At 60.0% G+C, this 20,358-nt stretch carries 19 protein-coding genes; 11 read left to right on the forward strand and 8 right to left on the reverse strand.

What is annotated here, in order from left to right; all coding sequences use genetic code 11:
- Positions 1-6: 6 nt before the first annotated feature.
- The 4 genes from KVH01_RS06325 to gcvH all read left to right on the forward strand — a co-directional run bounded on the left by KVH01_RS06325 (position 7) and on the right by gcvH (position 4,463).
- Positions 7-1,011: an extracellular solute-binding protein gene (locus tag KVH01_RS06325; RefSeq protein ID WP_217880803.1), complete on the forward strand. Its 1,005-nt coding sequence runs from the start codon at positions 7-9 to the stop codon at positions 1,009-1,011.
- 160 nt (positions 1,012-1,171) lie between these two features.
- Complete coding sequence (locus tag KVH01_RS06330) at positions 1,172-2,788, forward strand: ABC transporter permease (RefSeq protein WP_217880804.1); 1,617 nt, start codon at positions 1,172-1,174, stop codon at positions 2,786-2,788.
- Positions 2,789-2,944: 156 nt separating this feature from the next.
- On the forward strand, positions 2,945-4,027 hold the full coding sequence (gene gcvT / locus KVH01_RS06335; protein WP_043046963.1) for a glycine cleavage system aminomethyltransferase GcvT: 1,083 nt from the start codon (positions 2,945-2,947) through the stop codon (positions 4,025-4,027).
- Between the two features lie 52 nt (positions 4,028-4,079).
- The gene (gene gcvH / locus KVH01_RS06340) at positions 4,080-4,463 is read left to right on the forward strand and encodes a glycine cleavage system protein GcvH (RefSeq protein WP_217880805.1); all 384 of its coding nucleotides are present in this window, start codon (positions 4,080-4,082) and stop codon (positions 4,461-4,463) included.
- A gap of 113 nt (positions 4,464-4,576) precedes the next feature.
- Here gcvH and KVH01_RS06345 read toward each other — a convergent pair whose 3' ends face one another.
- From KVH01_RS06345 to KVH01_RS06370, 6 genes are all read right to left on the reverse strand, one after another.
- Positions 4,577-5,719: a DegT/DnrJ/EryC1/StrS family aminotransferase gene (locus KVH01_RS06345; RefSeq protein ID WP_217880806.1), complete on the reverse strand. Its 1,143-nt coding sequence runs from the start codon at positions 5,717-5,719 to the stop codon at positions 4,577-4,579.
- A gap of 160 nt (positions 5,720-5,879) precedes the next feature.
- Positions 5,880-6,194 (reverse strand): DUF2388 domain-containing protein, encoded by a 315-nt coding sequence (locus tag KVH01_RS06350; protein ID WP_034116324.1) that lies wholly within the window; start codon positions 6,192-6,194, stop codon positions 5,880-5,882.
- A 68-nt stretch (positions 6,195-6,262) separates the two neighbouring features.
- Positions 6,263-6,709 (reverse strand): NfeD family protein, encoded by a 447-nt coding sequence (locus KVH01_RS06355; RefSeq protein ID WP_043046967.1) that lies wholly within the window; start codon positions 6,707-6,709, stop codon positions 6,263-6,265.
- A gap of 10 nt (positions 6,710-6,719) precedes the next feature.
- Positions 6,720-7,640 carry an SPFH domain-containing protein gene (locus KVH01_RS06360; protein ID WP_057011345.1) on the reverse strand — a complete coding sequence of 307 codons (921 nt, stop codon included), beginning with the start codon at positions 7,638-7,640 and terminating at the stop codon, positions 6,720-6,722.
- A 35-nt stretch (positions 7,641-7,675) separates the two neighbouring features.
- On the reverse strand, positions 7,676-9,409 hold the full coding sequence (locus KVH01_RS06365) for a GspE/PulE family protein (RefSeq protein ID WP_217880807.1): 1,734 nt from the start codon (positions 9,407-9,409) through the stop codon (positions 7,676-7,678).
- An 85-nt stretch (positions 9,410-9,494) separates the two neighbouring features.
- A complete protein-coding gene (locus tag KVH01_RS06370; RefSeq protein WP_217880808.1) occupies positions 9,495-9,833 on the reverse strand; it encodes a hypothetical protein in 339 nt (112 codons plus the stop codon).
- A gap of 127 nt (positions 9,834-9,960) precedes the next feature.
- Between KVH01_RS06370 and KVH01_RS06375 the strand changes: the two genes are divergently transcribed.
- A complete protein-coding gene (locus tag KVH01_RS06375) occupies positions 9,961-10,434 on the forward strand; it encodes an Lrp/AsnC family transcriptional regulator (RefSeq protein ID WP_217880809.1) in 474 nt (157 codons plus the stop codon).
- Between the two features lie 106 nt (positions 10,435-10,540).
- On the opposite strand, the gene KVH01_RS06380 is transcribed toward KVH01_RS06375, so the two are convergent.
- Positions 10,541-11,908, reverse strand: a complete 1,368-nt coding sequence (locus tag KVH01_RS06380) for a CYTH domain-containing protein (protein WP_217880810.1) — start codon at positions 11,906-11,908, stop codon at positions 10,541-10,543.
- A gap of 158 nt (positions 11,909-12,066) precedes the next feature.
- Between KVH01_RS06380 and argE the strand changes: the two genes are divergently transcribed.
- Positions 12,067-13,215 carry an acetylornithine deacetylase gene (argE, locus tag KVH01_RS06385; protein WP_043046972.1) on the forward strand — a complete coding sequence of 383 codons (1,149 nt, stop codon included), beginning with the start codon at positions 12,067-12,069 and terminating at the stop codon, positions 13,213-13,215.
- 133 nt (positions 13,216-13,348) lie between these two features.
- Positions 13,349-14,647, forward strand: coding sequence for an amino-acid N-acetyltransferase (argA, locus tag KVH01_RS06390; protein WP_043046973.1), 1,299 nt, complete (start codon positions 13,349-13,351; stop codon positions 14,645-14,647).
- A 116-nt stretch (positions 14,648-14,763) separates the two neighbouring features.
- Here argA and tauA read toward each other — a convergent pair whose 3' ends face one another.
- Positions 14,764-15,750, reverse strand: coding sequence for a taurine ABC transporter substrate-binding protein (gene tauA, locus KVH01_RS06395; RefSeq protein ID WP_217880811.1), 987 nt, complete (start codon positions 15,748-15,750; stop codon positions 14,764-14,766).
- Between the two features lie 370 nt (positions 15,751-16,120).
- Here tauA and KVH01_RS06400 point away from each other — a divergent pair, with 370 nt between their 5' ends.
- The 4 genes from KVH01_RS06400 to KVH01_RS06415 all read left to right on the forward strand — a co-directional run bounded on the left by KVH01_RS06400 (position 16,121) and on the right by KVH01_RS06415 (position 20,353).
- Positions 16,121-17,461: an OprD family porin gene (locus KVH01_RS06400; RefSeq protein WP_217880812.1), complete on the forward strand. Its 1,341-nt coding sequence runs from the start codon at positions 16,121-16,123 to the stop codon at positions 17,459-17,461.
- 275 nt (positions 17,462-17,736) lie between these two features.
- Positions 17,737-18,375 (forward strand): peroxiredoxin, encoded by a 639-nt coding sequence (locus KVH01_RS06405; protein ID WP_003213910.1) that lies wholly within the window; start codon positions 17,737-17,739, stop codon positions 18,373-18,375.
- Positions 18,376-18,695: 320 nt separating this feature from the next.
- Entirely contained in the window at positions 18,696-19,289 is a 594-nt protein-coding gene (ssuE, locus tag KVH01_RS06410) for an NADPH-dependent FMN reductase (RefSeq protein ID WP_043046976.1), read from the forward strand.
- A 95-nt stretch (positions 19,290-19,384) separates the two neighbouring features.
- The gene (locus KVH01_RS06415; protein ID WP_217880813.1) at positions 19,385-20,353 is read left to right on the forward strand and encodes a sulfonate ABC transporter substrate-binding protein; all 969 of its coding nucleotides are present in this window, start codon (positions 19,385-19,387) and stop codon (positions 20,351-20,353) included.
- Positions 20,354-20,358 lie beyond the last annotated feature (5 nt).

The following is a 20,358-nucleotide window of genomic DNA, read 5'->3' on the forward strand; positions in this document are numbered from 1 at the left end:
GCACCCATGTTGGCACCCAAGCGCCTCCTGACTGCCTTGGCACTCACCCTGATCGGCAGCACCACCGTGCAGGCGGCCGACGAAGTGGTGGTCTACTCCTCGCGTATCGACGAACTGATCAAGCCGGTTTTCGATGCCTACACCCAGAAGACCGGCGTGCAGGTCAAGTTCATCACCGACAAGGAAGCGCCGCTGATGCAGCGCATCAAGGCCGAAGGCGAGAACGCCACCGCCGACCTGCTGCTCACCGTCGACGCCGGCAACCTGTGGCAGGCTGAACAGATGGGCATCCTGCAACCCTTCACCTCCGCCGTCATCGACAAGAATATTCCACTGCAATATCGCTCATCGGCCCACGCCTGGACCGGTTTGAGCCTGCGCGCGCGGACGATTGCCTATTCCACCGACCGGGTAAAACCGGGCGAACTGACCACCTACGAAGCCCTGGCCGACAAGCAGTGGGAAGGGCGCCTGTGCCTGCGTACCGCGAAAAAAGTCTACAACCAGTCGCTGACCGCCACGTTGATCGAAACCCATGGCGCGACCAAGACCGAAGAGATCGTCAAGGGCTGGGTCAACAACCTGTCCACCGACGTGTTCTCCGATGACATTGCCGTGCTGGAAGCCATCAACGCCGGGCAGTGCGACGTAGGTATCGTCAACACCTATTACTACGGCCGCCTGCACAAGCAGAAGCCGGACCTGGCGGTGAAACTGTTCTGGCCGAACCAGGGCGATCGTGGCGTGCATGTGAACCTGTCGGGCATCGGTCTGACCAAGCACGCGCCGCACCCGGAAGCGGCCAAGGCACTGGTGGAGTGGATGACTACACCTGAGGCGCAGAAAATCTTTGCCGACGTGAACCAGGAGTTCCCCGCCAACCCGGCGGTGCCGCCATCGGCGGAAGTGGCGAGCTGGGGCAAGTTCGTGGCCGATACCTTGCCGGTGGAAGTGGCGGGCAAGCGTCAGGCCGAGGCCATTCGCCTGATGGATCGCGCCGGCTGGAACTGAATGTGTAAATTGCCACAGATCTAAATGTGGGAGGGGGCTTGCTCCCGATAGCGGGGTATCAGTCTAATCATCATTGACTGGCACTCCGCTATCGGGAGCAAGCCCCCTCCCACGTTGTTTTGTGTTTGTCTTCGAATAGTCTGTTCATAGAGAGCTCTCCTTGGCCCACCCCGCCCAACGCCGCTGGTACCTGCCGGTCTTCACCGTCGCCGCCCTGGTGCTGCTGCCGCTGAGCGTGCTGTTACTGTCCTGGCAAAGCATCGACCACCAGATCTGGTCCCATCTCTGGGATACCCAGATGCCTCGATTACTGGGCAACACTTTGACTCTGGTGCTCGGCGTCGGTCTTGGCGTGACACTGTTGGGCGTCAGCCTGGCCTGGCTGACCAGTCTCTGCGAATTCCCCGGGCGGCGCTGGCTCGACTGGGCGCTGATGCTGCCCTTTGCGATCCCGGCTTATGTGCTGGCCTTCGTGTTCGTAGGCCTGCTGGATTTCGCAGGGCCCGTGCAAACCCTGCTGCGCGAATGGTTCGGTGCCGGGCTGCGTTTGCCACGCGTGCGCTCCACCAGCGGCGTGATCATCGTGTTGGTGCTGGTGTTCTACCCTTACGTCTACCTGCTGGCGCGCACGGCGTTCCTGGCCCAGGGCAAGGGTTTGATGGAAGCGGCGCGGGTGCTGGGGCAGTCGCCCTGGCAAGCGTTCTGGCGCGTGGCCTTGCCGATGGCGCGCCCGGCGATTGGTGCTGGCGTGGCCTTGGCCTTGATGGAGACCCTGGCGGATTTCGGCGCCGTCTCGGTATTCAACTTCGACACCTTCACCACCGCCATCTACAAGACCTGGTATGGTTTTTTCAGCCTTTCCAGTGCCGCGCAACTGGCCAGCCTGTTGCTGCTGGTGGTGATGCTGGTGCTGTATGGCGAACGGCGCGCGCGTGGGGCGAGCCGACCGAGTAATGAGCGACCACGAGGCGAGGCGTTGTACCACCTGCGCGGGCTCAAGGCGGCTGCGGCCAGTGCTTGGTGTGGCCTGGTCTTCGCCTGCGCATTTGTGATCCCGATGCTGCAACTGGTGGCCTGGTTCTGGCAGCGCGGGCGCTTCGACCTGGATGAGCGTTATACCGGCCTGATCGTCCATACCCTCTACCTGGGCGGTATTGCGGCGCTGATCACCGTCAGCGTGGCGCTGGTACTGGCCTTTGCCAACCGCCTGGCGCCGACCCGGGCGATTCGCTCCGGCATCAGCCTGGCCAATGTCGGCTATGCCTTGCCGGGTTCGGTGCTGGCGGTGTCGATCATGCTGGCGTTCAGCTACCTTGACCGTGAGCTGGTGGTGCCGTTCTCCGGCTGGCTGGGCGGTTCGGGCAAGCCCTTGCTGCTGGGCAGCCTGTCTGCACTGGTGTTGGCGTACCTGGTGCGGTTTCTGGCGGTAGCGTACGGGCCGCTGGAAAACAGCTTGGCGCGCATTCGCCCGTCGCTGCCCGAAGCTGCACGCAGCCTTGGGGTGAGCGGCCCACGACTGTTTTGCAAAGTGTATCTGCCGTTATTGCTGCCGGGCACCTTGAGCGCGGCGCTGCTGGTATTCGTCGACGTGCTCAAGGAAATGCCTGCAACCCTGCTGATGCGCCCGTTCGGCTGGGACACGCTGGCGGTGCGCATCTTTGAGATGACCAGTGAAGGCGAATGGGCGCGCGCTTCCTTACCGGCCCTGACCCTGGTGCTGGTCGGGTTGTTGCCGGTCATCGGGCTGATCCGTCGCTCTGCCCGACAAATCGGTTAGGTGCCAGTCCTACAGCTTGAGGCTACAATGCGCGGCATTCGGTGCGCTCCGTCTTTCGGGTCGACCTGCTGTATGTGCCTGTGGGCCTTGTAATTCAAGGTGTTCGGCGCAGGTGGCAGCTCTGCGCACCTTCGCCAAGCCCGGAAGGAGAAACCCATGGGACAGCGTACGCCTCTGTATGACCTGCATCTCGCCCTCGGCGCGAAAATGGTCGATTTTGGCGGTTGGGATATGCCTTTGCATTACGGCTCGCAAGTTGAAGAGCACCATCAGGTGCGACGCGACTGCGGGGTTTTCGATGTATCTCATATGACCGTAATCGATGTCAGCGGCCTCCAGGCCAAGGAATGGCTCCAGCACCTGCTGGCCAATGACGTCGATCGATTGCACGGCTGTGGCCGTGCGTTGTACAGCGCCATGCTCAACGAGCAGGGCGGGGTGGTGGACGACATGATCGTCTACCGCACCGAAAGCGGGTACCGATTGGTGGTCAACGCCGCCACCCGCGATCAGGACATGGCCTGGATGCAAGGGCAATTGGGCAGTTACCAAGTGCAACTGCATGAGCGCTCCGAGTTGGCCATGCTCGCCATACAGGGCCCCCACGCCCGGCAGAAAATCGCTGAACTGGTAACCCAGTCCCGTGGCACCCTGATCCATCAGCTCAAGCCGTTCGAAGGCCAGGCAGATGGTGACTGGTTTATCGCTCGCACTGGCTACACCGGTGAGGATGGCCTGGAAATTGTCCTGCCTGCCGACCAGGCCCCGGGTTTTTTCAACGATCTGGTGGGCGCCGGCATTTCTCCTATCGGTCTTGGCGCGCGCGATACCTTGCGCCTGGAAGCCGGCATGAACCTGTACGGCCAGGATATCCACCAGGCTGTTTCGCCCCTGGCGGCCAACATGGCCTGGAGCATTGCCTGGGAGCCCGTCGGGCGTAACTTCATCGGCCGCGCCGCCCTGGAAGCGGAAAAAGCCGCCGGTGTTCAGTTCAAGCTGGTGGGGCTGGTACTGGAGGAGCGCGGGGTTTTACGGGCTCATCAGGTGGTTCGTATCGCCAATGTTGGCGAAGGAGAGATCACCAGTGGTAGTTTCTCGCCTACGCTAAGCAAATCCATTGCCCTGGCGCGTGTGCCGACGGCGACTGCCGACCGGGCCGAAGTGGAAATCCGCGGTAAGTGGTACCCGGTGCGAGTGGTCAAGCCGACCTTCGTGCGCCATGGCAAAACCTTGATCTAACTATTTCCGGCAGGCCGAAGGCCGCTGACATTTCTTCTTGAGGACACAGACTATGAGCAATATCCCTGCCGACCTGCGTTTTGCCGAAAGTCACGAATGGGCCCGTCTGGAAGCCGACGGCACCGTGACCGTCGGGATCTCTGACCATGCACAGGAAGCCTTGGGTGATGTGGTGTTTGTTGAGCTGGCTGAGGTCGGCGCTACTTTTGAAGCCCAAGGCCAGGCGGGTGTGGTTGAGTCGGTGAAGGCCGCGTCGGATATCTACTCGCCGGTTGCTGGCGAAGTGATTGCGGTCAACGAAGAGTTGGGTGGTAGTCCGGAGCTGTTGAACTCTGCCCCCTACGATGCGTGGATCTTCAAGCTCAAGCCAAGCAACCCGGCCGAGCTGGACAAGCTGCTTGACGCTGCCGGTTACGCAGCCGCTATCAGCGAGTAAAAACAAGACCCATGGGGGAGGGGGCTTGCCCCCGATAGCAGTGTGCCAGTCAGCTCACTTGTAGCTGACACACCGCAGTCGGGAGCAAGCCCCCTCCCACATTTAATAAGTGCTCAGCCGGCTTTCAACACTGCTTTAACCGCCGCCACAGCCCGCTCTACATCCGCCTCCGTCATCGCCGTAAACATTGGCAACGATACGATCAAACGCCCGACACGCTCTGCCACCGGGAACATGCCTTCCTTGAAACCCTGCGCCCGATACAGGCTCAGCAGGTGGATGGGTGGGTAGTGATAGCCAATGCCGACGCCCTGGGCCTGCATCTGCTCCATGAACGTCGCACGTGCCGGCAGGCCATCGTGACGCTCCGGCAGCACCAGTTGGAACAGGTGCCAGTTGCTGTTTTCGAAGTCCGGCGGCGGTAGTTGCGCGCCGTATCTCTCTTCAAAATCACTGCCAAAGCACTTGAAGTAATGGCGCGCCAGGTTCTGGCGGTGGGCGGTGATCTTCTCGATATGCGCAAACTGCCCCAGGCCGATGGCTGCGGCAATGTCGGTCATATTGAACTTGCCGCCCAATACATCTACATCCAGGCCGTCGAAACCGCTGCGGGTCACGCCCTGCAGACGATATTTCTCTGCCAGGCGGGCTTCCTCGGCGTTGTTCAACACCAGGCAGCCACCCTCGGACGAGGTGATGTTCTTGTTCGCCTGGAAGCTGAACGATACGAAGTCGCCGGTGGCGCCAATTCGCTCTCCATCCCAACTGGAGCCCAGGGCCTGGGCTGCATCTTCGACGATACGCAGGTTGTACTTGTTCGCCATTGCGTAAAGCATCGGCATATCCAGGGGCAAACCGGCCAGGTAGACCGGGATGATCGCCTTGGTACGCGGGGTGATAGCCGCTTCGACCTGGGCCAGGTCAATGTTGCGGGTTACCGGGTCAATATCGGCAAATACGGGCGTGGCACCCACCTCGAGGATGACGTTGGCCGTGGCAACCCAGGAAATTGGCGTGGTGATGACCTCATCCCCAGGCCCGATGCCGGCGATGCGCAAGGCGATTTCCATGGTGCAGGTGCCCGAGTTGAAGGTGCGCACCGGGCGCCCGCCAAAGTACTCCGACAACTGCGCTTCGAACGCCTGCACCTTCGGCCCGCTGGTGATCCAGCCGGAACGCAGGACATCGCCCACCGCCGAAATGGTGGCTTCATCAATGGTAGGTTTGGAAAACGGCAGGAAGGGCAGTTGGCTCATGTCGAAGAGGGCATCCGTTCGGTAGGCGATGAGTAATAGGGGGCTCAGTAGCACATGGTTGCATGGCGCGACTGAATATAGCCTGTCGCTCGTGAACGATTCGTCAGCGTGCAGGCAAAAAAATGCCGCTTGTAAAAGCGGCATTTTTTATCGGGCATGGTTACTCGGCTACGGCGTTCTTCGCGAGAATGGCGTTGGCCAGCTCCATGTCCGTGGCCTTGAGGCCAGGGTTGTCGGCGCGGACTTTCTGCATGGCCGCTTCCAGGTACGGGCCGCGAATGCCGCCGTCGCTGGCAACGAAGCTGCCTGCATCATCCTGGGCGGCAACGACCAGCTTGTGGTCCTTGAAGGTCAGGTACGTCGAGCCGGTGGTGGCGCCCGACGAGATGACATTACGCCAGAAGCTATCGGCCATGGCTGAGCCGACAGGAAGGGAAAGCACAGCGAGGGTGGCGACAGCATATTTGAGACGCATGATGGGTGACTCCGGTGGGTTATCTGTACGTTTTGATTGTAGTTAAGCCAATCGAGTTCCATCACTGACTAAACAGTTTCAACCTTTAAAATCACCCCTTCCAGGCCGACCACGCGTACTTGAGCGCCTGCAGGCGTGTCGGCGCCAGTGACCATCCATACCCCATCGCCGACCTTGACCTTGCCACGGCCATCCACAATTGCCTGGTGCACCACGAAGGTGCGCCCAATCAACTCGGTACCACGCTCATTCAGCCCCGGTTGATCGCTGGCCTTGGCACTGCTGCGCTGGCGTTTCCACCAGTACACCGCGGTCAATATCGACAACACGGCAAACAGCAGCAGTTGCCATTCCAGCCCGAGCGGCGGCACCAGGAACTTGATCACGCCCACAGCGGCGGCGGCGATACCCATCCACAGCAGGTAACCTCCGGCACCGAACACCTCAAGAATCAACAGCACGGTGCCAAGCGCCAACCAATCCCAGAACGACAAATGCAGCAGGAACTCCCACATAGTGATCGCCTCAGACTTTCTGGTTGCCGAAAGTCGCCTTGACGATCTCGCCGATACCACCCACTGCGCCAATCACCTGGCTGGCTTCCAGTGGCATAAGGATGACTTTGCTGTTGTTGGCCGATGCCAGCTTGCCCAGGGCATCGATGTACTTTTGCGCAACGAAGTAGTTCACCGCCTGCACGTTACCCGACGCGATCGCCTCCGACACCACTTGTGTCGCCCGGGCTTCGGCTTCGGCCTGGCGTTCACGGGCTTCGGATTCCAGGAACGCCGCCTGGCGGCTGCCTTCGGCTTCGAGGATCTGCGCCTGCTTCTTGCCTTCGGCCGTCAGGATCGCCGACGCCCGAAGGCCCTCGGCTTCGAGGATCTGTGCACGCTTGATCCGCTCGGCTTTCATCTGGCCGGACATGGCCGCCATCAGGTCGGCGGGCGGGCTGATGTCCTTGATCTCGATACGGGTGATCTTGATGCCCCACGGCGCGGTGGCTTCATCCACGGTGCGCAGCAGTTTTTCGTTGATACCGTCGCGCTGGCTCAGCATGGCATCCAGCTCCATGGAGCCGAGTACGGTACGGATATTGGTTTGCAGCAGGTTGCGGATGGCATGTTCGAGGTTGTTGACCTCGTAGGCGGCCTGGGCGGTGTTGACCACCTGGAAGAAGCACACGGCATCGATCTGCACGGTGGCATTGTCGGCCGTGATGACTTCCTGGGGCGGGATATCCAGCACGCTTTCCATCACGTTGATCTTGCGACCGATGCGGTCCATGACCGGGATGATGATGTTCAGGCCGGGCTTGAGGGTGTTGGTGTAGCGACCGAAACGTTCGACGGTCCACTGGTAGCCTTGGGGCACCACTTTGAAACCCATGAACAGGATGGCGATGGCCAATCCCACGAAAAGAAGCAGTACGGTTCCGATCTGCATAACGATTCCCTATCTGAAGGTGTCAGTGAACGACATTAGGCCGATTGTAACGGTCTGGTCACGGATAAAGACGGTTTTACGGCCCGACAAAAAGGATTTGTTTCTGAATCCCCAGGCGTGACCCGTAATACCTCTGTCATCGTGGTCAGGCCGGCCTTCACTTTATCGATGCCGGCCATGCGCAGGCTGCTCATGCCTTGTGCCAATGCTCCACGGCGCAGTGCCTGTATGTCCGCGCCGGGTGTGACCAAACCCTTGAGCGCCGGGCCCATGGGCATGACTTCGTAGAGCCCGGCTCGGCCCCGATAACCACTATCACGGCACTCCACACAGCCGACGGCCTCGTAGCCGCCAACGTCTTCCAGTTTTGCCGGGCGCTTGCAGTGGGTGCACAACACGCGAACCAGGCGCTGCGCCATAACGCCTATCAGCGTAGCCTTGATCAAATAATGAGCAATCCCCAGCTCTTGTAGGCGACTGATGGCGCTGGGTGCATCGTTGGTGTGCAGGGTCGAGAGCACCAAGTGCCCGGTCAACGCGGCCTGGATCGCCATCTCTGCGGTTTCCTGGTCGCGGATTTCGCCAATCATGATGATGTCCGGGTCCTGGCGCAGCAGGGCGCGGATGCCGCTGGCGAAATTCAGGTCGATGTTGTGCTGCACCTGCATCTGGTTGAAGGCCGGCTCGACCATTTCGATCGGGTCCTCCACCGTGCACAGGTTGATCTCCCGGGTCGCCAGTTGCTTGAGGGTGGTGTAGAGGGTGCTGGTCTTGCCCGAGCCGGTCGGGCCTGTGACCAGAATGATGCCATTGGCTTGCCGGGTCATGGCGTGCCAGCGCTGCTGGTCAGCGCTCGACAAGCCCAACTGGTCGAAATCCTTGAGCAATACCTGGGGGTCAAAAATCCGCATCACCAGCTTTTCGCCAAACGCCGTCGGCAGGGTCGACAGGCGCAGCTCCACCTCGACGCCCGCCGGGTTCCTGGTCTTGACGCGGCCATCCTGGGGCTTGCGTTTCTCGGCCACATTCATTCGCCCGAGGCTTTTCAAGCGGCTGACCACCGCCTTGGTGACCTGGGGCGGAAATTGATAGACGTCGTGCAACAGCCCATCAATGCGAAAGCGTACCCGGCCCTGCTCGCGGCAGGGCTCGATGTGGATATCGCTGGCCCGTTGGGCAAAGGCGTACTGCAACAGCCAGTCGACGATGTTGACGATATGGGCGTCATTGGCCTCCGGCTCCTTGTCGCTGGCGCCGAGGCTGAGCAGTTCGCCGTTGCCGGGCGTCGCCATCTTTTGATCGGCGCCACTGACTGACTTGGCCAGGCGGTAAAACTCGTTGATGCAGCGCTGGATATCCCGGGGGTTGGCAACTACGCGCTTGATCGAACGCTTGAGCACCTGGGCGAGCCCGGCTTCCCAGGCGCTGACATGGGGCTGGGCGCTGGCGATCGTGACGCTCTGCGCATCCACGGCCACTGCAAGAATGCCGTGGCGTTGGGCGAAGGCATGGGACATCAGGGGCACCACCGCCGCTACGTCGATCTGCAACGGGTCGATGCGCAGGTAAGGCTGGCCCACATGCCCAGCCAGCCATTGGGTCAGGCTCTCCAGGCAAGGGCCTTCGGCCGCGATGCATTCCAGAGGATGCAGGCTGCAGGGCGTTGCCGAAACGTTTTGCGCCGCCTGCGCCGTGATCAGCCCTTGCTCGATCAATGCCGGCAACAATTGATGCAGTTCCAAGGGGTAATCGCGGGAGGCAACGGACATGCAGGTTTTTCCTGGGAGGCTTGGGATGTAAATCCAAGGCTAGCCAGCCTCTGGAATTCCGCCTCCCTGGGTGTTTTGCAGGCTGTTACCCGGCACTTGCCGCCAGCGCTTGAGGCCGCTCGGAATCAACCGGCCACAGCTCCAAGGCGCATACGCTGATCAGGTTTCGAATCTTTTCACCGATCACTTGAGCGCGGTGCCAACTCAGGCCGTCCATCACGATATCGATGTTCAGCAGGTCGGCTGCCCGGCTCACACTGACCTGGGCTGGGGTCAGGAACTGCAGCGCAAAATAATTCAGCACCCGGCACAGCACGTCCGGTTCCGCTTCGGCGACGATGCGATAGTGCGCCTGGCAATGTGCGCTGTTGACAGCCCAGGCATCGACGCGGGTGGCAGGGTGGTTGGTTTCGACGGCATGCATGCTGACTCTCCAGATTCGACTGGAGAAATTTTTACATTCGCGTCGGGAGAATTCTTATCTAAGATGAGCTTCTTTTGTGATTAATCAAATAGAACAATTCAAAATAAGCTTATTTGCAGGTATTTCTATGCACAGTGAGTTGGACGTCTATGACCGCCGCATTCTGGCCCTGCTGCAAGAGGATGCCTCGCTCTCCAGCGCACAGATCGCCGAGCAGGTCGGCCTGTCGCAGTCTCCCTGTTGGCGGCGCATTCAGCGGCTCAAGGAAGAGGGGGTGATCCGCGGCCAGGTCACCTTGCTGGATCGCAAGAAAATCGGGCTTAACACGCAAATTTTTGCCGAGGTCAAACTCAATGCCCACGGCCGCTCCAACTTCACTGAGTTCACCGAGGCGATCCGTGGGTTTCCGGAGGTGCTGGAGTGCTATGTGCTGATGGGCGCGGTGGATTTTCTGCTGCGTATCGTCGCGTCGGACATCGAGGCGTACGAACGGTTTTTCTTTGACAAGTTGTCGATGGTGCCGGGGATCCAGGAGGTCAATTCGATTGTGGCGTTGTCGGAGATCAAGTCCACGACCAGCCTGCCAGTATTGCGCTTGTAGGAGCGAGCTTGCTCGCGAAGATCGTTAACGATAACGCGGGAAGCCTGGCTCCCCACATCGCTCTCGGGTTTTTCGCGAGCAAGCTCGCTCCTACAGGTAGAGGGACTTACAGGCGCAAAAGGGTCTTCCAGGCACGATTCTGATACACCGCAATCGCCTGGTGCATACGCGCATCCAGGGATTCATCGGTAATCGGCCCGTTGGCCAGGTGCGCCAGCTTGTTCAGTTCGCCGTACAAGCGGTCCAGTTCAGGAATGTCCACCACGTGGCGTGCATGGTGCAGCCAGGCCTGGATGCGTTCGATGCGCGGCAGTTGCTCGGCCAGGTCTTCCGGCTGTTGCTGGTAGCGTGGCAGTTGCAGGGCGACGGCGTCGTCGGCCAACAGGCGTGGCAGCCAGTTGGTGATTTGCGCAGCGCCCTGGCGGTTACCGCGTACGTTACGCTCGGCGGTCCAGGTGCGGGCCAGCAGCCAGCGCGAGGTGTTCAGTGAGAACAGGCCCCAGCGCACGTCGGTCAATTCTTCGACGAACTGCTCCGGCGCGGCTTTGCGAATGTCTTCATCGTCATCACCGGCCTGCACCAGCGGGCGCCAGTCTTCCAGCAGTGCATCCAGGGCGCTGCGCAGCTCGCTGGTGGATTGACGCGGGGCGGCCTGGCCGAGGCTGCCGATCAGGGCACGCAATTCGCCGAGGTTTTCGACCCAGTCCTGCAGCAGGCGCCAGTGGCCGTTGAAACGGTATTGCTCGGCCAGGCGCTGGCTGCTGCCCAGCAGGTGCCACATGATTGCGGCGAAAGCATCGTCCAGCGGCATTTCGGCGTGGATCTGCGGCGCCGGCAGGCTCAGGGAGTAGCTGCTGGCGTCGTACAGGCGATAGCCGCGCTCGGCCTTGCTGATGTCACAGGGCATCAGCGCCAGGGTTACGGCCAGTTCGGCGGCCAGTTCCAGCAGGGCAGCGGGTTCGCCTTCGCGCAGTTCCAGTTCCAGCTCGCAGATTTCTTCCTTCTGCTTGCCGACCACCACATGGCCCAGGTCCAGGGCGGCTTCGATCACCACCTTGGCTTTGCCGCGGCCCCAGGCGATTTCGGCACGTTCGCGGACGAAGTCGGTGGTGAAGATCGGCTTGAGGGTCTTTTTGTCCAGTTCGGCCAGTTGCTCGGGCCAGCATTCGCCGTCGAGTTTCTTCACGTCGAGCTTGGCTTTGGGCAGGTCCCAGTTGTACTCGTTGCGTTCCGACAAGCCGGCGACGCTTTGGCCACGGGTCTTGAGGGTCTGGATGATGTCGTCACCGTCCTTGCGCAGGCGCAGGGCAACCTTGGCCTGGGCCAGGTCGCGCTCGGGAGTGTCGAAGTACTGGTTCATCAACTCACGGCGTTCCCAGCCACTTTTGTTGCGTTTTTTCAGTAGCGGGTGCTCACGCAGCGCGGCGAGTGTTTCGCGGCTGACACGGAGCTTGATTTCGGTTTCTTTCTGCATGGCCGGAAAATCCAGGATCGGGAGCGCAGCCGGAGAAAAGTGTGGCTGCCAAGGTCGTGCAGTGTACAGGACTGAGCCCGGCAACGTGCCGCAACGGTTTATTGTGTGGTGCAGATGCCTCTATAGTGAGCTTCATCCGGGAAGTTGGGAGACCGCGCATGCCGTTACCGTCCATGAAAGAGCAGTTCGCCGCTTTGATCGCCGCGCCGTCGGTGAGCTGCACCCAAGCGTCGCTCGACCAGACCAACCGCCCGGTGATCGATCTGCTCGCCGCGTGGCTGGGCGACTTGGGCTTTGCTATCGATATCCAGCAAGTCAGCCCTGGTAAATTCAACCTGCTCGCCAGTTTCGGCAGCGGCCCCGGTGGCTTAGTGCTGGCGGGCCATAGCGATACGGTTCCTTATGATGCGGCGCTGTGGAAGACCGATCCGCTCAAGCTGACGGAAGTCGATGGCCGTTGGGTAGGACTGGGCAGTTGCGACATGAAGGGATTTTTTGCCCTGGCCATTGAAGCGGTGTTGCCGTTGCTGGACCAGCCATTCAAGCAGCCGCTGCTGATCCTCGCCACCTGTGACGAGGAAAGCTCCATGTCCGGTGCACGCGCCCTGGCCGAGGCGGGGCGGCCGCTGGGACGGGCGGCGGTGATTGGCGAGCCGACGGGCCTCAAGCCGATCCGCCTGCACAAGGGCGTGATGATGGAGCGCATCGACATTCTCGGCCGCAGCGGCCACTCGTCGGACCCAAGCCTGGGCCACAGCGCCCTCGAAGCCATGCACGATGCCGTTGGCGAATTGCGCGGCCTGCGCCTGGCCTGGCAGCGCGAGTATCGCAATGCGCAATTCAGCGTGCCGCAACCGACCCTGAACTTCGGCTGCATCCACGGCGGCGACAACCCCAACCGCATTTGCGGCCAGTGTTCCCTGGAATTCGACCTGCGCCCTTTGCCGGGCATGGACCCCGAGGTGCTGCGTGCGGCGATCCGGCAGAAGCTCGAACCCCTGGCCGAGCGCCACAAGGTCAAGATCGATTACGCGCCGTTGTTTCCCGAAGTGCCGCCTTTCGAGCAGCCCGAAGACGCCGAGTTGGTGCGGGTGGCGGAACGTTTGACCGGTCATCGTGCCGAAGCAGTAGCGTTCGGCACCGAAGCGCCTTATCTTCAGCGCCTTGGTTGTGAAACCCTGGTGCTTGGCCCCGGCGACATCGCCTGTGCCCACCAGCCGGGCGAGTACCTCGAAATGTCACGCTTGACGCCTACAGTGCGTCTATTGCGGGAACTGATCGAACATTACTGCCTGAAACCTGCATAAATTAACCTTTGCCCATTCGTACATAAGGAGAGCGAGCGTGTCGCCAAGCCTGTTCCGACGATAACCATCAGCCCGCTGTGCGTTTTTGCGACTCATCCTTTTTCGGCTGCTTTTTATTACAGGCCCAGGTTCCATGCCCGAATACGTCAATTGGCTTCGCCACGCTTCGCCCTACATCAACGCCCACCGCGACTGCACCTTTGTGGTCATGCTGCCCGGCGATGGTGTGGACCACCCCAATTTCGGCAATATCGTCCACGACCTGGTGCTGCTCCACAGCCTGGGTGTGCGGCTGGTGTTGGTGCACGGTTCGCGCCCACAAATCGAAACCCGCCTGCAGGCCCGCGGCCTGACCCCGGCTTACCACGAAGGCCTGCGCATCACCGATGCGTCGACGCTGGAGTGCGTGATCGACGCAGTAGGCCATTTGCGTATCGCCATTGAAGCGCGCCTGTCCATGGATATGGCCTCGTCGCCGATGCAGGGCTCGCGCCTGCGGGTGGCCAGCGGCAACCTGGTGACCGCGCGGCCGATTGGTGTGCTTGAAGGCGTCGACTACCACCACACCGGCGAAGTGCGCCGGGTCGACCGCAAGGGCATTAATCGCCTGCTGGACGAGCGCTCCATCGTGCTGCTGTCGCCGTTGGGTTATTCCCCCACCGGAGAGATCTTCAACCTGGCCTGCGAAGACGTCGCCACCCGCGCTGCCATCGATTTAGGCGCCGACAAGCTGCTGTTGTTTGGTGCCGACCTGGGCCTGATCGATGAAAACGGTCGTCTGGTGCGTGAGCTGCGCCCACAGCAAGTGCCAGCGCACCTGCAACGCCTGGGCAGCAACTATCAAGCCGAGCTGCTCGACGCCGCCGCGCAAGCCTGCCGGGGTGGAGTGGGGCGCAGCCATATCGTCAGCTATGCCGAAGACGGCGCCTTGCTCACCGAGCTGTTCACCCGGGACGGTGGCGGTACGCTGGTGGCCCAGGAACAATTCGAGCTGGTGCGCGAAGCGGCGATTGAAGACGTCGGCGGCTTGCTCGATCTGATCAGCCCATTGGAAGAGCAGGGCATCCTGGTACGCCGCTCGCGGGAAGTGCTGGAGCGTGAGATCGAACAGTTCAGCGTGGTCGAGCGCGAAGGCATGATCATCGCCTGCGCAGCGCTCTACCAGATTGCGGATTCGGATGCGGGGGAGTTGGCTTGCCTGGCAGTCAACCCTGAATATCGCCACGGTGGGCGCGGCGATGAATTGCTGGAACGCATTGAGACCCGGGCCCGGGCCCAGGGGTTGAAGACGTTGTTCGTGCTCACTACTCGTACGGCCCACTGGTTCCGAGAGCGCGGGTTTGTGCCGAGCAGCGTGGACCGCCTGCCGTCGGCGCGGGCGTCTCTTTACAACTATCAGCGCAATTCCAAGATCTTCGAGAAGGCCTTGTAAATGTAGGAGGGGCGGTGCGACGATTCGACTTGCTCCCGATAGCGGTGGGTCAGTTAACAGATAGATCACTGACAGACCGCAATCGGGAGCAAGCTTCCTCCCACATTGGACCGCGTTTATTCTGTAACGAACTTGTCGGTCACATACGCCGAATAATCCGGCAACACCGTCTCCACCTTGCCTTGCTCCTTCAAGAACTTCGCAGTCTCCCCAATCGCCTTCGCCGTGCTGCCCTTGAGCAGCGCGTCGGTCTGTTGTGCCTGCGCATCGGGAAACGTCGTGCCCGCCAGCAACTCTGGAATATCGTCGGCATTGGAGCCTGTCAATTTGGCGATCTTCTGCACCGGTTCCGAATCCACCGTCCAACTGTCTTTATGCGCGGCATAGTCAGCGAATGAATCGAGGGTGACCTTGGCAAACCTGGCCACTACCTCAGGATGTTTTTCGGCGAAATCCTTGCGTGCTACCCACACCTCAAACGTCGGTGCGCCCCATTGGCCCACCTGCGCCGCATCGGTCAGGGTTTTGCCGGTCTTGCGGATTTCTCCCAGGGCCGGTGACCACACGAATGCGCCGTCGATATCGCCGCGCTTCCAGGCGGCGGCGATTTCGGCCGGTTGCAGGTTCACCACTTTGACTTGCTTAGTGTCCAGCCCCCAATGCTTCAGGGCGCCGAGCAGGCTGTAATGGGAGGTTGAGACGAAGGGTGTGGCGATGGTTTTGCCGATCAGGTCTTCGGGTTTGTCGATGCCACTGCCATTACGCACTACCAGGGCTTCAGAAGCGTTGATCTGTGCCGATACGATAAACGCGACGATGGGTAGATTGCGCGAAGCGGCTGCGGCGAGGGGGCTGGAGCCGAGGTTGCCGATTTGTACATCACCCGAGGCAATGGCCGTGACCACCTCTGGGCCACTGTTGAACCGGCGCCAGGCGATTTTCTCACCAATGGTTTTTTCGTAGAGGCCGTCGGCCTGGGGGACTTTGCTGGGGTCGATGCCGGTTTGATAGCCGACGGTTAAATCGGCGGCACTGACACTAAAAGAAAGTATTAGCGATACAAAAACTGTAACAAATTGACGGGAGGATGTGCGTTTGGCCATGATGGCGTCGCCTTTTTGATCGTGAGTGACGTATGCAACCGTACGGTCACACTAATCGATCTAAAAAAGCACTGGTAAATACCCTTTAGGAATTAGCTTATGGAGCGGTTCGTGTCAATCGACGCACCCGCTTCACGCATCCGCTTATTTCCGAATCGTATGAAAAAGAATGAAATAATTCTTTTTGGGTGTATGAAAAACTCATTACCCTGCAGGGACCAAATCAACTGCGATTAGACCAAGGTAGTAGACACACAAGGTTACGATTGACTTGGTAGTCACTATCTGGCGCTAATCGCGCATCTGTGGATCCAGGGCGTCAGACCCGGGACCAAAGAAATACAAAAATTAGAAACGAGAGGAGCGGTACATGAAGAAGTCCACCTTGGCTGTGGCTGTAGCATTGGGCGCAATCGCCCAGCAAGCAGGCGCCGCCGGTTTCATCGAAGACAGCAAGGCCACACTGGGCCTGCGTAACTTCTACATCAACACCGATAACCGCGAAGGCGCTGGTGCGAACAAGAACGAAGAGTGGGGCCAAGGCTTCGATCTGCGTTTCATCTCCGGTTACACCCAAGGCACCGTCGGCTTCGGTCTTGACGCTATCGGCCTGCTGGGTGTTCGCCTGGATTCCGGCGGCGGCACTAACGGCGCGACTGCCAGCTCCTACGGCGGCACCATCTTTCCGAGCAAGTCCAATGGCGAAGCCGTTGATAACTACTCCAGCCTGGGCCTGACTGCCAAAGCCAAGATCTCCCAGACCGAACTGAAGCTGGGTACCTTGCAGCCTAAGCTGCCGGTCATCGTCACCAACGATGGTCGTATGCTGCCGCAGACCTTCCAGGGTGGCCAGATCACCTCCAGCGACATCAAGGACCTGACCCTGGTCGCCGGCCAGATCGAAAAAGCCAAGGGCCGTAACTCCAGCAACAATGAAAGCCTGTCCATCTCCGGCGCCAACAGCCGTGGTGCGAACTGGCGTTCGAGCAACAAGTTCTACTACGCCGGTGGTGACTACAAGATCACCAAGGACCTGACCGCCCAGTACTACTACGGCAACCTGGAAGATTTCTACAAGCAACACTTCCTGGGTCTGACCCATAACTGGGCTATCGGCCCTGGCGTGCTGAAGTCCGACCTGCGTTACTTCAACAGCTCCGACGACGGTAACAATGGCAACCAGTCCGCCTACTTCTCCACAGGTAACTACGGTGGCGTCAACAACGGTCGTGGCAAGGTGGATAACAACCTGTACAGCGGTCTGTTCCTGTACTCGGTTGCCGGTCACACCTTCGGTGGCGGTTACCAGGTCAGCAACGGCAGCAGCGACTTCCCTTGGCTGAATCAGGGTGACGGCTCGTCGGCCTACATCACCACCGACATGCAGATCCAGAAGTTCGCCCGTGCCGGCGAGCGTACCTGGCAAGCTCGCTACTCCTACGACTTCGCCAAGGTTGGTGTACCTGGTCTGACCGCTGGTGTGGTTTACCTGAAAGGTGATCATATCGACACCGTCTCCAGCAACCGTACCGAGTTCACCGGCCAGTCCGAGTGGGAACGTGACATCACTGTTGCCTACGTCGTACCGGAAGGTCCGCTGAAGAACGTTGGCGTGGCGTGGAAAAACGCTATGTGGCGCAGCGATATCGCCAGCACACGTAACCAGGACGAAAACCGCCTGATCGTCAGCTACTCGATCCCGCTGTTGTAAGCCTGTAAAACCTTGCCCGGCGCAATGCCGGGCAAGGTGTTTTGCTTTTTTTCAAGTCGGGCTCAACCCCCGCAAGCCCTTCCTGAACCCTCTTTTTACAGCGTCTCAAGGCCTTCTCGAACCTTGAAAACAATGTTGGTCCCCGTTTGTACCCAAGTCCAGTGAACACATTTTTAATATTCCTTTATCGTCTAGATAAATCAATATTTATTCTTTTTAAATAATCCCAGATCCATGCACAGTGGGCTCCATAAGCACTCATCAGGAGCTACACCATGAGCCTACGACTGGGCGACATCGCCCCCGACTTCGAACAGGATTCCAGCGCCGGCAAGATTCGTTTCCACGAATGGCTGGGAGACAGCTGGGGTGTGCTGTTTTCCCATCCGGCGGACTTCACTCCGGTGTGCACTACCGAGCTGGGCTTCACTGCCAAGCTCAAGGACGAATTTGCCAAACGTGGCGTCAAGGCTATCGCCCTGTCGGTAGACCCGGTGGACTCGCACCACAAGTGGATCGAAGACATCAACGAAACCCAGAACACCATCGTCAACTTCCCGATCCTGGCCGATGCGGATCGCAAGGTCTCGGACCTCTACGACCTGATCCATCCGAACGCCAGTGACACGCTCACCGTGCGCTCCTTGTTCGTGATCGACCCGAACAAGAAGATCCGCCTGACCATCACCTACCCGGCCAGCACCGGGCGTAACTTCCATGAAATCCTGCGGGTGATCGACTCACTGCAACTGACCGACAACCACAAGGTCGCCACCCCGGCCAACTGGCAGGATGGGGATGAGGTGGTGATAGTGCCGTCGCTCAAGGATGAGGAAGAGATCAAGAAACGCTTTCCAAAGGGCTACCGCGCCGTGAAGCCGTACCTGCGCCTCACCCCACAACCCAACCGTTAAGGCGTTACGCACAAGCCCTCTGTAGGAGCGAGCTTGCTCGCGAAAAACGTTAACGGTAACGCGTAGTTCTAGATGAGCGCGGCGCCTATGAGTTTTTCGCGAGCAAGCTCGCTCCTACAACTGGTACTTACATAGCAGGGGTTTTCAGGCCGTTTTAACGGCCTTTTTTTCGTCTGGCGATTGATCAACGGCTTATGTATTTATGGAATAAACAAATGAATAAATAAGATTTATAGATATATAAATCTGCTGCTAAGGTCTGTTCCATCTTGGCACCATCACATCGCGAACCGCTGACACTTGCTTAAGGAATTCCCTACATGCTGGTCGTAACACTTGGAGGCAGTCCCAGCCAGCGTTCCCGCTCCGGGGTGCTGCTGGATAAAACCCGTCAATGGCTGCAACGCCAGGGCGTGGAGGTGGTGAGTTACCAGATACGGGACTTCCCGGCCGAGGACTTGCTGCATGCGCGCTTCGACAGCCCCAAGGTCATCGATCTGCTGCAACAGGTGGCCAATGCCGACGGCCTGGTGATTGCCACGCCGGTGTACAAGGCGTCGTTTTCCGGCGCGTTGAAAACCGTGTTGGACCTGCTGCCTGAACGCGCCCTGGCTCATAAGGTGGTGTTGCCGATAGCCACCGGGGGCAGCATCGCCCACATGCTGGCGGTGGACTACGCGTTGAAGCCGGTGTTGTCGGCCCTCAAAGCCCAGGAATTGCTCCACGGTATTTTTGCCGAGGACAGCCAGATCGCCTATGGCGAAGGCAGCGTCCAGGCGCAACTGGTGCCAGTGCTCGAGCAGCGTTTGCACGAGGCCCTGGAACAGCTCTACAGCGCCATGGCCCGGCGCCCGAAACCACTGGACCCCGATGTATTGAATGAACGTTTGTTGAGCGCTCGCTGGAGCATCTGAGCCTTACCCAATATCGAGAAACACTCACCTTACTCAGCCGCCAACGGCCAAGCAGGTGCAGCCAAAACCTTAATCGCAACTGTGGAGAGAGCGCCATGCGCACTGTCATCTTGCGTCGTGGTCTGGTCGCACTGTTTGCTGCGGCTGTGTCCTTCGGCGCCATTGTTCAAGCCCAAGCCGCCGAGACCCTGCGGATCGGTTATCAGAAGTACGGCACCCTGGTGCTGCTCAAGGCCAAGGGTTCCCTGGAAAAACGCCTCGCCGCCCAAGGCGTGCAGGTGCAGTGGACCGAGTTCCCCGGCGGACCGCAGTTGCTCGAGGGCCTGAACGTCGGCGCCATCGACTTCGGCGTCACCGGTGAAACCCCACCGGTCTTTGCCCAGGCTGCCGGCGCTGATCTGCTCTATGTTGCCTACGAACCACCAGCGCCCACCAGCGAAGCGATCCTGGTGCCCAAGGACTCGCCGATCAAATCGGTGGCCGAGTTGAAGGGCAAAAAGGTCGTGCTCAACAAAGGCTCCAACGTGCACTACCTGCTGGTGCGTGCCCTGGCAGATGCCGGCCTCAACTACACCGACGTGAAGACAGTATTCCTGCCGCCCGCTGATGCCCGCGCCGCATTCGAGCGCGGCAGCGTAGACGCCTGGGTGATTTGGGACCCGTACCAGGCTGCCGCCGAGAATCAACTGCAGGCCCGCACCCTGCGTGACGGCACCGGCATCGCCGACAACCATCAGTTCTACCTGGCCACCAAGCCCTATGCCGAGCAACACCCTGAAGTGATCAAGGCATTGGTGGAAGAAGTGCGCGCAGTGGGCGAGTGGTCCAAGGCCAACCCTGAGCAGGTCACCGAACAAGTCGCACCACTGCTGGGCCTGCCAGCCGAAATCACCCTGACCTCGGTGAAACGCCAGGGCTACGGCGCGCTGCTCCTGACGCCCGAAGTAGTCGCCGCCCAGCAAAAAATCGCCGACACCTTCTACCAACTCAAATTGATCCCCAAGCCCTTGAGCATCAAGGACGTGATCTGGACGCCATCCGCCACGGTTGCCAAAGCGCCGTAATCCGA

It is taken from the genome of Pseudomonas khavaziana, from assembly GCF_019145205.1.
Lineage (GTDB): Bacteria > Pseudomonadota > Gammaproteobacteria > Pseudomonadales > Pseudomonadaceae > Aquipseudomonas > Aquipseudomonas khavaziana.